Genomic DNA, 14,782 nt, shown 5'->3' on the forward strand with positions numbered 1-14,782 from the left:
CGACGCCCGCCGGCCTCAGGCGGCCGAGGCCCGCTGGGCGTCGTGCAGATTGGGCGGCCACACCGCTTCCGGGGTGCCGTACGCCTCCAGCCGGGTGTGCAGATCGCCGGTGAAGTCGGGGACGTCGATCTGGTCGAACTCCGTCACCTCGCTGATGCCGACCGTCGCGCTGTACGGGGCGAGTCCGTCGATCCGCATCAGGCCCGCCCGGCCGTTGGTGACCCGGATGTTCCAGTGCGTGAAGCGGGCGCCGAAGAGCGGCCCCGCGCTCGCGTCGCCGCCGTGCCGCCCGTTGTTGTTCACCGTGATGTCGGTGCGGACATTGGCGAACGGCATGCCCCGGTGGGAGTCGAACGTCCCCATCTCCATCGCGCCGCGCGACCACACGTTGTGGCTGGACAGGCCCTCGACGTTGATGCCGTGCAGTTGCGTCCCGGCGGGCGCGGGCACGGTGCGCCGCTCGATCGTGAAGTCCTCGATCAGGTTGTCGTGCGAGCCCTCGCGGCAGTAGTACGGATGGTGCGAGCCGCGCCCGGCGACCTTCGTGCGGCGCAGGGTGCAGGCGGAGGCGGCGATCAGGCCGAAGCCGTTGTCGACGTGGCGGACGGTGATGTCGTCGGCCCAGCAGTCGTACGCGCACTGGAAGGCGACCCCGTTGTACCCCTTGTCGAGCAGATGCGGCGACTGCGGCGTCTCGACCGCTTCGAGCGTGAGGCCCTCGACGCCGGAGCCGGCGAGCGGGGTGACGAGGGTGGTCAGCCGCGGATCCCATTCGGGGCGGACGTCGAGCGGGAGCGGGCGCTCCAGCGTGACCCGGTGGCCGTGCACGGAGGTGACGCGGACCGGCCATTCGTAGGGGGCGTACGAGGTCAGCTTGGTCTTGTCGTCCCAGTGGTAGCCCTCGGGGCCGGGGCCGCCGCCCGCCATGTGCTCCAGGAGCGTGTGGCCGGCGTCGTCGGCGAGCCGGAGCAGGACGAGCCCGCCGCGCCTCAGCCCCGTCGTGTCCCGGACGGTGATCGAGCGGTCGCCCCGACGGGCGGGGGCGACGGTGGTCAGCGTCCGCCACTCGTCGCGCCGGTTGCCGGTCCAGCCCTCGAAGGGCCAGGACTTCGCCCTGATCGCGCCGGTGAGCGAGGTCCAACGGGCCGTCGGGCAGAGCCAGATGAGGCCGCCGGCCCAGGACCAGCTGGACTTGTCGCCGCCGTACCGGCTGCCGTACGCCCCGATCAGCTCGGTGAGGTGCCTGGTCGCGTACAGCTTGGTGCGCCCACTGCCCGCGCCGCGCACCACCACGTCGCTGTGGCCGATCCGGATGATGTCGTCGATGCGGTACGTGCCTTCGGGGATGAGCACCGTGCCGCCGCCGCGCTCTCCGGCGGCGGCGATGGCACGGTTGATCGCGGGGGCGGCGTCCGTGGAGCCGCCGGGCTTCGCGCCGTAGTGCCGGACGTCGGCGACGAGGCCGCGGCCGGTTCGGCGGGGCGGGCGGGAGCCGCTTCGGTAGCCGGCCCGGCCGATGAACGGGATCTGCGGATGGGTGAACGGGGCGGCGGCGAACTCCCGCCAGAGCGGGGTGGCCGCTCGCGATCCGCCGACGGGCGCCCGGCCCTCCGCGGCGGCTGCCGGGCCGCTGCCGGTGGTGCCGGTGACCGCCGTCGCGGCGACAGCCACGGCACCGGCCAGCAACCCACGCCTGCTGATGTTCCCCTCGACCGCCATGTATCCGAGCGCCATGAATCCGAGCCGCCTTTCATCCATGTGAACGACGTTCATATCTGCGTCGGCGGCGAGCATGCCACGGCTCCGCTGCACGACGAAAGAGGCGTGCAGCGGGGAATCTTCAGGCGGGTTCCGTCAGTTGGGCCGGTCGACAGGACCCTGGCCCGACCGATCGGCCGCGCCGCGGCCCCCAGCCACGCCGCGGCCCGCAGGTCATCCGGCCGGGCGCTGGGTCAGATGCGTGAACGCGTCCAGGTTCCGGGTGGATTCGCCGCGCGACACCCGCCACTCGTACTCCTTGCGGATCGCGCTCGCGAAACCCAGCTCCAGCAGGGTGTTGAAGGAACCGTCGGCCGCTTCGAGGACCGTGCCGAGCAGCCGGTCGAGCTCCTGCGGGGTGACCACGGAGAGCGGCAGCTTGCCGACCAGATAGATGTCACCGAGCCCGTCGATCGCGTAACTCACCCCGAAGAGGCGGAGGTTGCGCTCCAGCAGCCAGCGGTGGACCGCGGCGTCGTTCTCGTCCGGGTGGCGTACGACGAAGGCGTTGAGGGAGAGCGAGTGCTTGCCGACGCGCAGCGAGCAGGTGGTGGACAGCTTGCGCGTGCCGGGCAGTTTGACCACGTAATCACCCGGCCCGGGGCTCTCCCATTCGAGCCCGGCGTCCTTCAGGGTCGCCTCGATGACCTGCGCGACCCGCGTCGTCGCCGCTTCGGTCGGTGCCGCTCCGCCGGGTACGTCAGCCATGGAGCGAGCGTACGTCAGCCATGGAGCGAGCGGACGCAGCGGCGGTGTTCGTGCATCGCGGCCGTGTACACGTCGGCGGTCGCGGACGCGGCGGTGTCCCAGCCGAAGCCCTGGGCGTGCGCGGCGGCCGCCGCGCCCATCCGGGCGACCAGTTCCGGCGCGTCGGCGAACCGGGCCAGCGCCTGCGCGTACGCCTGCGGATCGTGCCCGGGTATCAGGAAGCCGCTGACCCCGTCCCGCACCGCCACCGGGAGACCGCCCACGGCCGCCGCGACGACGGGGGTGCCCGCCGCCTGCGCCTCGATGGCGACCAGGCCGAAGGACTCGCTGTGCGAGGGCATGACCAGCACGGAAGCGGCCCGGAACCAGTCGGCGAGCTGCTCCTGCCCGACCGGCGGCTGGAACCGTACGACATCGGCGATGCCCAGCCGCGCCGCCAGCTTCTGCAGCCCTTCCGGCTTGGCCAGCCCGCTGCCGCTCGGGCCGCCGACGACCGGTACCACCATCCGGGAGCGCAGCGTGGGATCGCGGTCCAGCAGGACGGCGACCGCCCGCAGCAGCACATCGGGGGCCTTGAGCGGCTGGATGCGGCCCGCGAAGAGCGGAATCAGGGCGTCCTTCGGCAGTCCGAGGCGCGCCCGTGCCGCGGCCCGCCCGTCGGCGGGGCTGAAGCGGTCCAGGTTGACCCCGGGGTGGACGACGGCGACGGACCCGGGATCGGCCTCGTAGAAGCGGACGAGTTCGTCCGCCTCCTCGGCGGTGTTGGCGATCAGCCGGTTCGCCGCGTCGACGATCTGGGTCTCGCCGATGACGCGGGCCGCCGGCTCGGGGGTGTCGCCCGCCGCGAGCGCCGCGTTCTTGACCTTCGCCATGGTGTGCATGGCGTGGACGAGCGGGACGCCCCAGCGCTGGGCGGCGAGCCAGCCGACATGGCCGGAGAGCCAGTAGTGGGAGTGGACGAGGTCGTAGTAGCCGGGGCGCTGGCCGGCCCACGCCTGCATCACGCCGTGCGTGAAGGCGCAGAGCTGGGCGGGCAGCTCCTCCTTGGCCAGGCCCTCGTACGGCCCCGCGTCGACGTGCCGGACCAGGACGCCGGGCGCCAGCTCGACCACCGGGGGGAGCCCGCCGGTGGTGGACCGGGTGAAGATCTCGACCTCGATGTTGATCGCGGCGAGGCGCCTGGCCAGCTCCACGATGTAGACGTTCATCCCGCCCGCGTCGCCCGTGCCCGGCTGGTGCAGGGGCGAGGTGTGCACGGAGAGCATCGCGATGCGGCGGGGCTTGCGGTGGCCGCCGGGGAACGCGGCGGGAAACCTGAGGCGCGGTGCGACACGGCTGCTGCCGAGCCGGGAGACGTACTGATTCACGTCGTCCGGTCCTCCTCATCCAGGGCATGACACCAAAGGGACCCGAGCCCCTGCGATCGGCTGCAACAGCGGAATACCTCCTTTCATTTCCGCTTTACCAAATCATTGCAGTGCGGGTCCCGCACTGCGGGCGGGCGGCACCCGCCCACCGGACCGGGCCCCCGCGCCGCCTGACGCCCGCCGCGCGATCGTTACGCTCGCTTCATGCGCCCCATCGGCACCGCGACCCGCGGGACCACCAACCCGAACCGGCTCCGCCGCATGGACCGCTGGATCGCCGCCACCCACGGCCCGGCCCTGCGCCGCGCCGACCGCCCCGTCGCCGTCGACCTCGGGTACGGTGCCGCGCCCTGGACCGCCGTCGAGCTGCTGCATCGGCTGCGCACCACCGAGCCGCGCACGTCCGTGGTCGGCATCGAGATCGACCCGGAGCGGGTCGCGGCGGCGAAGCCGTACGAGCGCGAGGGCCTGACCTTCCTGCACGGCGGGTTCGAGATCCCGCTCCCCGAGCGCCCCGCCCTCATCCGGGCGGCGAATGTGCTGCGCCAGTACGACGAGGGCGAGGTCACCGCGGTCTGGCGGCGGCAGTGCGCCCGCCTCGCGCCGGGCGGGCTCCTGGTGGAGGGCACCTGCGACGAGATCGGGCGCCGGCACGTATGGGTGGCGCTCGGCCCGGAGGGCCCGCGCACGGTCACCTTCGCGACCCGGCTCGCCTCCCTGGACCGCCCGTCCGACCTCGCGGAACGCCTGCCCAAGGCGCTGATCCACCGCAATGTGCCGGGCGAACCGGTCCACGCGTTCCTGCGGGACTTCGACCGGGCGTGGGCCGCGGCGGCCCCGTACGCCTCGCTGGGCGCCCGGCAGCGCTGGATCACGGCGGTGCGGTCGCTGTCGGGAGACTGGCCGCTGGCCGACGGGGTACGGCGGTGGCGCCAGGGCGAAGTCACGGTGAAATGGACCGCCCTCCGGCCCAACCCGTAGCCCAACTCGCGCTGAACAGGACCCGTGAGGCCGTGTCCAGGGAGGCGGACGGGAACGGGAACGAGGCATCGTTCGTCCAGACAGAGGGGAGCAGGGGAAGTCGGGGAGAGCCAGGGGGAGTCGAAGGGGGCGCCCTCCGGGGCTTCGGCCGTCGATCCGTGCGCCCGTCAGGACAGCGGGCGTGCGCCTCTGTTGCTTTTCGGTACGGCATGGCACGATCTCGACATCGGCGAAAAGTTACTGACGGTAAATCAGATTCATTCGGAGGGGAATCTCGTGAACCGACGTCACTGTGCCTCAGCCGCGATCACTCTGGTCTGCGCGCTGACCGTACTCATCACGCCGGTCCAGGCCTTCGCCACGCCCGCGCCCCCATCCCCCTCCGACGGGCGGGCCGCCTCCGGGGCCGAGGCGCCGAAGAAGAGCCTCGAAGAGGTGCGCAAGGAGATCGACGCCCTCTACCGCAAGGCCGGGACGGCCACCGACGCGTACAACCTCGCCGAGGAGAAGGCCGAGAAGCAGTCCGGCGAGATCGTGAAGCTGGCCCGCGCCATAGTCGTGGGCCAGTCGAAGATCGCCGAGCTCAAGAGCCAGGCGGGCGCCCAGGCCCGCGAGCAGTACCGCACCGGCGGACTGCCGCCCGGCGCCCAGTTCATGCTCAGCGACGACCCGCAGCTGTTCCTGGACGGAGTGAGCCGCGTCAGGGAGGGCCAGCAGGCCGCCCAGGGCGTGCTCGGCGAACTGACCAGGACCCAGCAGGACCTGGAGACGTACACCAAGGACGCGAGCACCAACTGGAAGAAGCTCGAAGCCAACCGGATCAAGCAGGCCAAGGCCAAGAAGAAGATCAACTCGCAGATCGACGCCGCGAAGAAGCTGGAGTCGCGGCTGAAGAAGGAGGAGCGGGCCCGCCTGCTCAAGCTGGAGCAGGAGGCCGAGTACAAGCAGCAGACGGCCTGGCTCAGCTCCGGCGCCCTGAAGGACATCAACCGCAAGGCGAGCGCGAGCGGCAAGGAGGCGGTGGCCTTCGCGACCGCGCAGATCGGCAAGCCGTACGTCTGGGGCGCCGAGGGCCCCAAGTCGTACGACTGCTCGGGGCTCACGTCACAGGCCTGGGCGGCGGCGGGCCGGCCGATCCCCCGCACCTCGCAGGAACAGTGGCGGCTGCTGCCGCACATCGCCATCAAGGACATGCGCCCCGGCGACCTGATCATCTACTTCGGTGACGCCAGTCACGTGGGCATGTACATCGGCGACGGCGCGATCGTGCACGCCCCCCGCCCCGGCCGCAACGTCACGCTGGCGGGTGCGGGCTCGATGCAGATACTCGGCGTCGTACGCCCGGACAAGTAACCGCCGCCGCCCCGGCAGATCGGGCCCGTCCGGCGACTGGGCCCGTCCGGGCGGGCTCGTCAGGGCGGGCTCGTCCGGTGACCGGGCTCGTCCGGCAGATCGAACCCGTCCGGCGGTTGAGGACAAGGCGTTCCCCGGACGCCCCCGGACACCTTGCCGGACACCCCACGGCACCCCGCCCGGCCCACGTGCGTGACCCGCGCCACCCGCCGCCCACCACCCCGCGTGAGCTTTGTCATGCCCGGGCACCCGCCCCCACCCCGGCCCATCTCGCCGGATCCGTGACCTGACGCGGCTTATGGCTGTGCATATGCCGGAGGCCGATCCCGGAACGCCATTCCGTTCCCCCGCCGCGGACCGCTATCGTCCCCGTCTGGCAGGTCGTCGATCGTCGTCCCGCCGCGCCCTCGGGGGGAGGGAAGGAAACCCGAACCGATGCCCGTACCCGTACCGCAGCAAGGTGCCGACGCCGCTGCAGAGGCTTCCCACGGCGCCGACCTCACCCTCCTGGTGATCGAGGACGACCCGGCGGGCACCTTCACCGTCCCCGAGCTCCCGGCCGCGGCCGGCACGAGGGTGCGCATCCGCACCGCCCGCAACCTGACCGAGGCGGGCCGGCTCCTCACGGACGACGTCGACTGCATCCTGCTGGACCTCGCCCTGCCCACCGGCAGCGAGACCCGCGCCTCCGTGGCCGGGGACGCGGCGGCAGCCGACGAGCTCGCCGCCCTCAAGCACGTCCTGCGGATCGCCCCGCGCCACGCGGTCCTCGCCCTCACGGCGGAGGACGACACCGAGCTGGCCGCCGCGGCGGTACGGGTCGGCGCCCAGGACTACCTCTTCCGCGACGAACTCGACGGCCGGCTGCTCAGCCGCACCATCCGGTACGCCGTCGAGCGCAAGCGCGCCGATATCGCCCAGCGCCGGCTCACCGAGTCCACGCTACGCGCCCAGGAGAACGCCCGCCTCGAACGCGGCCTGCTCCCCACACCGCTGCTCGACGGCTCCGATCTGCGTTTCGCGGCCCGCTACCGCCCCGGCCGCAGCCGCGCGCTGCTCGGCGGGGACTTCTACGACACGGTCCGCACGCCCGACGGCACCGTCCACGCGATGATCGGCGACGTCTGCGGGCACGGCCCCGACGAGGCGGCGCTCGGCGTGGAACTGCGCATAGCCTGGCGGGCGTTGACCCTGGCCGGGCTCTGCGGCGACGAACTGCTCTCCACCCTCCAGGAGGTACTGGAGCACGAGCGGGAGAGCGAGGAGATCTTCGCGACGCTCTGCACCGTGGACATCGCCCCCGACGGTCGGCGCGCCGGACTCTGCCTGGCGGGCCACCCCGCCCCGCTGGTCGCCCGGCCCGGACAGGCCGCGCACCTTCTTCCGTACGAGGACGGCGGACCGGCCCTGGGCCTGCTGCCGCGTGCACGCTGGCCGCGCCGGCAGGTGGATCTCGGCGGCTCCTGGAGCCTGATGATGTACACGGACGGGCTGATCGAGGGACGCGTGGGCCCGGCCGGCACTCAGCGGCTGGGCCAGGACGGCATGGTCGCGATGATCAACCGGCAGCTGGCGGAGGGGCTCACCGGCGAGGATCTCCTGGAGGCCGCGGTCACCCAGGTGCGGGAGCTGAACGGCGGCGAACTGACCGACGACGTCGCGGTCCTCCTGCTCGACCGCGACCAGGAACGCGTCCGCCTCCGGATCCCCGACGGCGACCGGGGCCGGAGCATCCCGCGCCCCCGCCCCGGATCGGCATCACCCACGGCCCGCGTGAGCGCGGCGAACCCCGCGAACGCTCAGCGCCCGCCGTTATAGGGCCCGTACGGACCGTCGCTGCTGGAGCCGCCGCGCCGCCGGCCGCGGCCGCCACCCGAGACCGCCTGAAGGGCGGGTCGCACGTCCACCAGGAAGACGATGGAGGCGACCGCCCCCGCGAGCTGCAGGAACAGCATCGGCACGAAGAGGTTCACGGCGACGGTGATGCCGAGGATGAGCAGCCAGAAGGACTTCTTCTGCTTGTCCGCGGCCCGGTAGGCGTCCTCACGGGCCATCGCGGCCATGATCAGTGCGACCACGGCCAGCACGAGCATGACCATGTAGAGCAGCCAGACGAGTGTGCTGAATCCTGTGAGCAACATGGTGTGTGCACCGCCTAATAAGTGGATGAGCGCCTCGCGGCCAAGGTACCGGGACAACGGACCGGGCACCCCTGAAGGTGCCCGGCCCGCGCCCCGCTACACACTGCGGCGCCACAGCACCGCCGAGGGTGCTGCGGCGCCGGGGTCCTACTTGGCGGTCGGCGGAGTGGTCTTCTTCGCGGCGGGCTTGCGCACGGGCGCCTTCCCGGCGGGCGCGGCCGGGGCCTTGCTCTCCGGCTTGACGGCCTTCGGCGCGGGCTTCGGCGCGGGCTTCGGCGCGGGTGCGGACTTCGCCGGGCCGGGCCTGGCGGCCGTCCCGGTCCTCGCGGTGCCCGTCGGCTTGGACTCCTTGCGCGGCTCGACGACGACGGCGATCTCGACGATCTCGTCGGCCGTCTCGCCACGCCAGTTCTTCACGGTCTGCTCGCCGCGCTCGGCGACCTTCTCGTACGTCTCCCGGGCCCGCACCGCGTACTCCGCGGCCACGCCCAGGCTCCGCAGCGCCAGGTCCTGCGCGTTCTCGCCCAGCTTCCGCAGGTCGCTGTCGAACGATCCGATCACCTCGGTGACCTTGGCCTGCATGGTGGCCTGCGCCTCCTTGGCCTGCGAGGTCACCTTCTCCTGCACGGCCTTGGGGTCGGTGTTGCGCACGGCCTCGATACGCTCCGGCGCCTCGGCACGCAGCTGCTCGATCAGCGCCGGGACCTTGCGCGCCTGCTCGACGGCGAGGTCGGCCGTACCGGCGGCGAAGTAGAGGGGGGTCGGGTCGGTGAGGGTCTTGCGCAGGTCATCGGTGATGGCCATGACTGTGGTCCTCCCGGATCATCAGACTCAGTGTGAGGGTTTCTCTGGCGTTGAAGGCGTTGAAGGCCTTGACGGCTTCGGGGCCGCATCGGCATCCGCACCGGCGTCCGGCCCTGATTCGTCGCCGGTCTCCGATCCGGCCGCGACGCCGGATTCCGGTCCGGGCTCGAACCCGTTCTCCCTGCGGAAGGAGTCGTAGATCTGCAGCAGGACACTCTTCTGCCGCTCGTTTATGGACGGATCGGCCAGAATCACCGCCCGCGTCTCCAGCTCCTCCCGCTCCCGCTCGTCCAGAATCCCGGCCCGTACGTAAAGGGTCTCGGCGGAGATCCGCAGCGCCTTGGCGACCTGCTGCAACACCTCGGCGCTCGGCTTGCGCAGCCCGCGCTCGATCTGGCTGAGGTAGGGATTGGACACCCCGGCGGCATCGGCGAGCTGCCGCAGCGACAGCTGCGCGTTGCGCCGCTGCTCGCGCAGGTACTCACCGAGATTGCCGACGTTGAGTGATGCCATATCCCGATGGTGCACCACCCTTGCTAACTTTTGCAAGCAGACGCTTGCAAAAGTGCGCCACACCACTCGCATGGCCTCTTGTGCCGAGCCACGGCAGTTGTCCGTTCCCAGTGCTTGTGAGAGTTTCCCGCTGGATCTGCTCGGCGAAGTGATCGAGTCCCGATCAATCTGCGCGGCGAATGTCCTGTCTCGCTGAAGCCGAAGCAGTCTCGGTCGATGTGAGGCATCGGGCTGTACGTCTCGCTCAATCTCGGGCAACTGCCCCTGTGTCTCGCGTGTCAGCCCGGCGCGTCCATCAGGGCGGTGACATAGGCATCCAGCCGCTCCTCCACAGCTCGCGTCGTCAGCTCTGTTCTCCCGGCCTCCCGCCACGGCTGCGACACCGACTGCACTTCCTCCGAGGCGGCCAGCGCGTCCCGCACCCGCCAGTACAGCCGCTCGCTCACGCTCGCAGCCAGCACACCGCCGGCCTCCTCGTACGCCTCGGCGAACCGCAGCCCCCAAGCCGGGCCGTGCAGCAGCGCGAGATTGACGGAGCAGTGCGCCACATCGAGATCGGCCGGGCCCCAGGAGGCTCCTGCCCAGTCGATGACGCCGGTGATCCGAGCGCCTTCCGGGTTCGAAGGCGACACGTCGAACAGCACGTTGCCGGGTTGGAAGTCCCGGTGCAGGAAGCGCCCTTCATAGGGTGGCGCGGGTCTGCGGATCACTTCGATAGCCGCGGCCCATACGGCCGCGTCGGCGCCCTTGGGAACCACGACGGTGTCGGCGGTCGTCAACGTCGTATATTCCCGGGGCCGCTCAGCGGGGTACACCGCGTGGATCGCAACAAGTTGACGGGCCAGCAGGCGCACACGCGCCTCCACTCCCATGTCGTCAAGGACCGTCCGGCCCGCCAGATGGGTCATCAGGAGCGACGGATACTCGCACTGCGCGGCGGTCGGATCAACCGCGACCAGTGAAGGAGCCGGCACGGCGGTCCCCGCGAGCAAGGTCAGAGCGCCGGCCTCCCCAATCAGCCCGTCCTCGGCGTTCTCCATGTAAAACGGGTCGACGTAGCTCCGCAGCACCAGGTCACGGGTGCCTCCGTCCCGTGTGCCGATGATCAGCCTCCGCATCTCGGCGGTGATGCCGCCGTGCAGCGCCTCGGCTTTGACGATCCGTTCGCCAGCTTCCAGGTGCCGACTCACCCAAACCAGCGTCAACGGTCGGACGGTCGCGGTCTCATCGTGGTTCATCACCGTGCCACCTCATCATCCGGGCGGCGGCACGGGCGAAGGCTTTTACAGGTACCGACGGCCGTGCGGCTCAGTCCTTCCAGCAAGCCTGGATCCGGACGCAGATGCTCTAAGAGGCGCAAGTCAGAAGTCAGTTGGGCGAGGCAGACGGACACTCGGCATCTCACTCAACCTGAGACACACCAGGTCAGACGGCCGCCGTGCCTCAGCTCCAGCGAGGCGGGACAGCGAAGTCTCCCGTGGGCTGAGCTACGGACGTCGCGCGACGAAGACGAACTCCTTGCCTGGCCGGTCAGGAGCGTCGCGTACGTCCTCCACCACGTACCCCTGCGCGATCAGCTCCGTCTCGACCTCCTGCCGCTCACGGAAGCGCAAGGTGGAGTCCGACGTCAGCACCTCCCCGTCGGCAGCGAACACGTAGGTCCAGCGGAACGTCACCAGCGGCTCGCTCACCTCGATCACCTGGACCCAGCTCTCGACGGCGCCAACATCCGGGATCTCCGTCACGCGATATGAGGCTTCGCGGTTCCACTCCTCCCAGGCGCGTCCGGCTGGATCTCGGGTCTCGAACACCAGACGGCCGCCAGGCCGTGATGCTTCGTACGCCCCACGCAGGGTCTCGCGCCATGCCTGCGGATCGATGATCTGCTGGGCGGCGTTCGTACACCGGTTCGAACACGACCCGCCGGGGGCCGAGGTGGAGGCCGTCTGGACGCTCGCGGAAGTGGACGACCTGTTGCAGGAGTGGATCGTGGCCTGCTTTACCGACCGTGATTTGTGCTGTTCGTGATGTCCGTTCGAGCCTGTGGCGTGGACGTCATGGGCTCGTTTACCGACCTTCAGGACGTTCGTCCTGTTCTGGAGTCGGTACGGAGGACGAGTGGTACGGCACCTTGTGGTCGGGGACTTGAGGGTCCAGCGGATCGAGCGGAAGGGCGGATGGAGGTCGTGGACCATCGTCTGGCCGGAGGGCACGCTCCACGCCGAGGCGGACCGGTTCCTCCGCGTCCATGACGGCTCGGGCACACAGAAGACATACGCGTACTACCTGGTGGATCATCTGCGGTGGCTGGAACGCGAGTGCCTGGCCTTCGACACGGTCCAACTACGCGACCTGGAACGGTACATGGGCATCGTCGGCGCCGAGGTCCACATGCCGCTCGGAGAGCCGTGGCGGGTGGGCAAGCGCCCTTACGGCCGGTCCGCGCTGTCGATCGCGGCATCCTGCCTGAAGGGCTTCTGAGAAGCTCGACGGCACGCGGCTGCCGTCGCGGGTGGACCGGCGCCGCTCGATGCTCGGGCACGTGAAATCCGTGATGCCGGCGAACCCGCTCGCGCCGAAGGGGCCGCACCGCAGGCACCCGAAGATGCTGCCCGACGGGGCGAGGGAGAAGTTGCTGGAGGCGGCGAACTCGGCCCGGGACCGGATGGTGGTGACCTGGCTGGCCGACGGCGGACTGCGGATCGGCGAGTTGTGTGGGCTGCACCTGGTCGACCTGCACCTGCGGGAGAACGCGGCCTGCAACGAGTGCCGCAGCCCTCACCTGCATGTCTGCCACCGGCCGGAGAACCCCAACCGGGCCGAGGCCAAGACCAAACACTCCTGGCAGGTCGAACACGGCACGGTCACCGGCGGGCTGATCAAGCGGGTCAGCCCGGAGATGGTGCACACCTACTTCGAGTACCTCACCAGCGAGTACCCGCGCGGGGCCGGACACGGCATGCTCCTGGTCCAGCTGCATGGCGCCCGCGCCGGACAGCCGTGGGCGCCGGTCGGGGCCCGGCGGATGCTCGGCCGGGCCGGGAGACGCGCCGGGCTCGGGCTGGTGAAACCCCATGCCTTCCGTCACACGTTCACCTCCGCGGTCCTCGACGCCGCCGACGGCAACCTGCTGATAGCCCGGGACGCCGGCGGCTGGGCCTCGGCCGCTACGGTCGACGAGGTCTACGGCCACGTCGACCTTCAGGACCCCACGTTCGACGCCGCCCTGCGCACGGTCTGGGGTGAGCCGAAGTGACCGTGCCAACCCTGCTGCCGCAGCCGGACACCCGCACCGGCCGGGACCGGCTGGAGGTCCTCACCGCGCTGATCAGCGCCCCGTCGTTCGACCCGCTGTTCTGCCCGGACATCATCAAGGTCCCACCGAACCTCCCTGTCTACCGGTGGAATTGCCTCTGCGCTGACTGCGAGCGGTCCACGATGGGCCACGGCGATCTGTGCTCATCCCACGAGATGCTCTGGCGCGACCACCGCTCCCGGGGAGGAACGCAAGCCGAGTTCCTCCGCTCCGCGCCGTCCGTCGGCCCCGGGGATGGCGTGGAGCAACGGACCTGCGGGATCTGCCCCGAGCGCCCCGCCCGACACCTCACACTGGGGCTCTGCCACTATCACGAGTTCCGCTGGTACAACCATCGAGGCCGCCGTGACGGCGATGCCGACTTCGACGCCTGGCTCCTCGACCAGGACCCCCTCCCTGGCTTCGGCAGTTGCCGGGTCCAGGTCTGCCCGGAACTGGCGGACTCCCCGCTCGGGCTGTGCTTCCGGCACGAACGCCGCTACCGCAGGCATGGCAGGCCAGGAGAAGCGACCCTGCCGTCGCAGTGGGGCACCCGCTACGGACGCCGCGGGCTGGTCGCGCCGGTCAGCTACGAGGACAAGCACGCCTTCGAGCGCTGGTGCGCAAGTGCAGAGGCAGTGCTCCGGCCCGCGCAGGTCAACCTTCGGGGGCTGAATCCGCTACTGCGGGCCGAGATCAAGTGGGGCATGTTCGCCTACACCCAAAAGGCACACGGCCGCTGGGAACTGGTCACCTGGCAGGGCTTGGCGAACTTCGCCCGCGAGCACGGTCTCCGGTCGCTGACGGACGCAGGCCCCGAGGAGGAACAGCTTCTGCAGAAGGCGGTCAGCCGCGAGGCGGTCCACATCGTGCGGGCCGTGACCGGCTGGCTGCACCCCCTCTACGTGACGCCGGCCGAGACGCGTGAGCTCGGCTACATCCTCACCGAGCACTTCGGGCGGAAGCTCACGGGCCGCTCGGTCCGCATGGACCTCACCGGCGTCTCCCAGCAATGGCTGCGCGACCTGATCTGGGACCACTTGGTCGCGATCCTGCGCTCTCCGAGTTGTCCGCGCAGCGGAGGCACTTTCGACGACATGCGCCGAGCCGGTCTGGAGCTGAGTACCTTCCTGGAACTCCACGCTCCCGCCGGCGGCCACGACCCGCGGGTGCTGACGGCCGAGCACATGCACCAGTTCGTCGCCGACCAACGGCAACGCGAGCGGGACGGCCTCGTCTCGCTGGCGGCCAGAGGCGTCCACGGCAAGCCGTCGATCGTGACCGCCAACACCCGACAGCGCGTCTTCCACCGCACCCGGCGGCTCCTGCGCGGGGCCCTGGAGTCGGGAGAGGCCGAACGCCTCGGCCTGGACCGGGCCTTCATCGCCGCCATGCCCGCCCCAGGACGGACGGTCAGCCGCTCTCGGCAGCCCTTCGCCGAAGGTGTCGCCCGCGCGCTCGCTGACGAGACCAACCTGCTCAGGCTCGCGGAGACCTACGACCCGTTCGACCGCGGCCTGCGGGACGCCTGGGAGACGATCATTGTCACGGGCCGCCGCTGCGGAGAGAGAAGCACTCAAGGCCGCCCAGACCGAGATCCTCACCCAGCGCACCCGAATCGGCGAACTCCTCGGCCAGACAGGGGACTTGCAAGCCGAGTGGACCGAGGAGGCCATCCAGCGGATCACCACCGAGAACACCACGCTCAAGCAGCGGGTCCGTCAACTCACCGCCGACAACCGCACCCTCGACGAACGGCTCAAGGCCGCCCGCTCCAACCTCCGCTTCCAAGACCGACGCGTCGCCGACATCGAAGCCCGCATCACCGACCCGGGATCAGGCACTTGATCTCTCCCCGCTGA

The 14,782-nt window shown here is 70.7% G+C and carries 13 protein-coding genes and 1 pseudogene; 6 read left to right on the top strand and 8 right to left on the bottom strand.

Features of this window, described 5'->3' with window-relative positions; translation table 11 throughout:
• Positions 1 to 15: 15 nt before the first annotated feature.
• The 3 genes from OG611_RS05745 to mshA form a co-directional block, all read right to left on the bottom strand.
• Entirely contained in the window at positions 16 to 1,758 is a 1,743-nt protein-coding gene (locus OG611_RS05745) for a glycosyl hydrolase family 28-related protein (RefSeq protein WP_266416176.1), read from the bottom strand.
• Positions 1,759 to 1,932: 174 nt separating this feature from the next.
• A complete protein-coding gene (locus OG611_RS05750) occupies positions 1,933 to 2,466 on the bottom strand; it encodes a YbjN domain-containing protein (protein ID WP_266416177.1) in 534 nt (177 codons plus the stop codon).
• A 14-nt stretch (positions 2,467 to 2,480) separates the two neighbouring features.
• Positions 2,481 to 3,833, bottom strand: a complete 1,353-nt coding sequence (gene mshA, locus OG611_RS05755) for a D-inositol-3-phosphate glycosyltransferase (protein ID WP_266416179.1) — start codon at positions 3,831 to 3,833, stop codon at positions 2,481 to 2,483.
• Positions 3,834 to 4,037: 204 nt separating this feature from the next.
• Between mshA and OG611_RS05760 the strand changes: the two genes are divergently transcribed.
• The 3 genes from OG611_RS05760 to OG611_RS05770 all read left to right on the top strand — a co-directional run bounded on the left by OG611_RS05760 (position 4,038) and on the right by OG611_RS05770 (position 7,985).
• Complete coding sequence (locus tag OG611_RS05760; protein ID WP_266416181.1) at positions 4,038 to 4,814, top strand: class I SAM-dependent methyltransferase; 777 nt, start codon at positions 4,038 to 4,040, stop codon at positions 4,812 to 4,814.
• 276 nt (positions 4,815 to 5,090) lie between these two features.
• Positions 5,091 to 6,167 (top strand): C40 family peptidase, encoded by a 1,077-nt coding sequence (locus OG611_RS05765; RefSeq protein WP_266416183.1) that lies wholly within the window; start codon positions 5,091 to 5,093, stop codon positions 6,165 to 6,167.
• Between the two features lie 435 nt (positions 6,168 to 6,602).
• Complete coding sequence (locus OG611_RS05770; protein WP_266416185.1) at positions 6,603 to 7,985, top strand: PP2C family protein-serine/threonine phosphatase; 1,383 nt, start codon at positions 6,603 to 6,605, stop codon at positions 7,983 to 7,985.
• Here OG611_RS05770 and OG611_RS05775 read toward each other — a convergent pair.
• The 5 genes and pseudogenes from OG611_RS05775 to OG611_RS05795 all read right to left on the bottom strand — a co-directional run.
• Positions 7,967 to 8,308 carry a DUF2516 family protein gene (locus OG611_RS05775; protein WP_266416187.1) on the bottom strand — a complete coding sequence of 114 codons (342 nt, stop codon included), beginning with the start codon at positions 8,306 to 8,308 and terminating at the stop codon, positions 7,967 to 7,969. The two genes, OG611_RS05770 and OG611_RS05775, sit on opposite strands and share 19 nt — an antisense overlap.
• Positions 8,309 to 8,455: 147 nt before the next feature.
• Complete coding sequence (locus tag OG611_RS05780) at positions 8,456 to 9,112, bottom strand: hypothetical protein (RefSeq protein ID WP_266416189.1); 657 nt, start codon at positions 9,110 to 9,112, stop codon at positions 8,456 to 8,458.
• Positions 9,113 to 9,139: 27 nt separating this feature from the next.
• Positions 9,140 to 9,625, bottom strand: coding sequence for a helix-turn-helix domain-containing protein (locus OG611_RS05785; RefSeq protein WP_266416191.1), 486 nt, complete (start codon positions 9,623 to 9,625; stop codon positions 9,140 to 9,142).
• A 278-nt stretch (positions 9,626 to 9,903) separates the two neighbouring features.
• On the bottom strand, positions 9,904 to 10,863 hold the full coding sequence (locus tag OG611_RS05790; RefSeq protein ID WP_266416193.1) for a phosphotransferase family protein: 960 nt from the start codon (positions 10,861 to 10,863) through the stop codon (positions 9,904 to 9,906).
• 249 nt (positions 10,864 to 11,112) lie between these two features.
• A pseudogene (locus tag OG611_RS05795) lies at positions 11,113 to 11,523 on the bottom strand (SAM-dependent methyltransferase); the annotation flags it as partial.
• A gap of 247 nt (positions 11,524 to 11,770) precedes the next feature.
• Between OG611_RS05795 and OG611_RS05800 the strand changes: the two are divergent.
• The 3 genes from OG611_RS05800 to OG611_RS05810 all read left to right on the top strand — a co-directional run bounded on the left by OG611_RS05800 (position 11,771) and on the right by OG611_RS05810 (position 14,782).
• Complete coding sequence (locus OG611_RS05800) at positions 11,771 to 12,106, top strand: hypothetical protein (RefSeq protein ID WP_266416195.1); 336 nt, start codon at positions 11,771 to 11,773, stop codon at positions 12,104 to 12,106.
• Between the two features lie 61 nt (positions 12,107 to 12,167).
• Positions 12,168 to 12,881, top strand: a complete 714-nt coding sequence (locus OG611_RS05805) for a tyrosine-type recombinase/integrase (RefSeq protein ID WP_266416197.1) — start codon at positions 12,168 to 12,170, stop codon at positions 12,879 to 12,881.
• Complete coding sequence (locus OG611_RS05810; protein ID WP_266416199.1) at positions 12,878 to 14,782, top strand: hypothetical protein; 1,905 nt, start codon at positions 12,878 to 12,880, stop codon at positions 14,780 to 14,782. Before OG611_RS05805 ends, OG611_RS05810 begins: the two co-directional genes overlap by 4 nt.

The organism is Streptomyces sp. NBC_01363, assembly GCF_026340595.1.
GTDB lineage: Bacteria > Actinomycetota > Actinomycetes > Streptomycetales > Streptomycetaceae > Streptomyces.

Bases quoted from the DNA above. Each gene is read 5' to 3' on its own strand.
- OG611_RS05745 (WP_266416176.1), bottom strand. From the start codon at position 1,758: ATGGATGAAAGGCGGCTCGGATTCATGGCGCTCGGATACATGGCGGTC.
- OG611_RS05750 (WP_266416177.1), bottom strand. From the start codon at position 2,466: ATGGCTGACGTACCCGGCGGAGCGGCACCGACCGAAGCGGCGACGACG.
- OG611_RS05760 (WP_266416181.1), top strand. From the start codon at position 4,038: ATGCGCCCCATCGGCACCGCGACCCGCGGGACCACCAACCCGAACCGG.
- OG611_RS05770 (WP_266416185.1), top strand. From the start codon at position 6,603: ATGCCCGTACCCGTACCGCAGCAAGGTGCCGACGCCGCTGCAGAGGCT.
- OG611_RS05775 (WP_266416187.1), bottom strand. From the start codon at position 8,308: ATGTTGCTCACAGGATTCAGCACACTCGTCTGGCTGCTCTACATGGTC.
- OG611_RS05780 (WP_266416189.1), bottom strand. From the start codon at position 9,112: ATGGCCATCACCGATGACCTGCGCAAGACCCTCACCGACCCGACCCCC.
- OG611_RS05785 (WP_266416191.1), bottom strand. From the start codon at position 9,625: ATGGCATCACTCAACGTCGGCAATCTCGGTGAGTACCTGCGCGAGCAG.
- OG611_RS05790 (WP_266416193.1), bottom strand. From the start codon at position 10,863: ATGAACCACGATGAGACCGCGACCGTCCGACCGTTGACGCTGGTTTGG.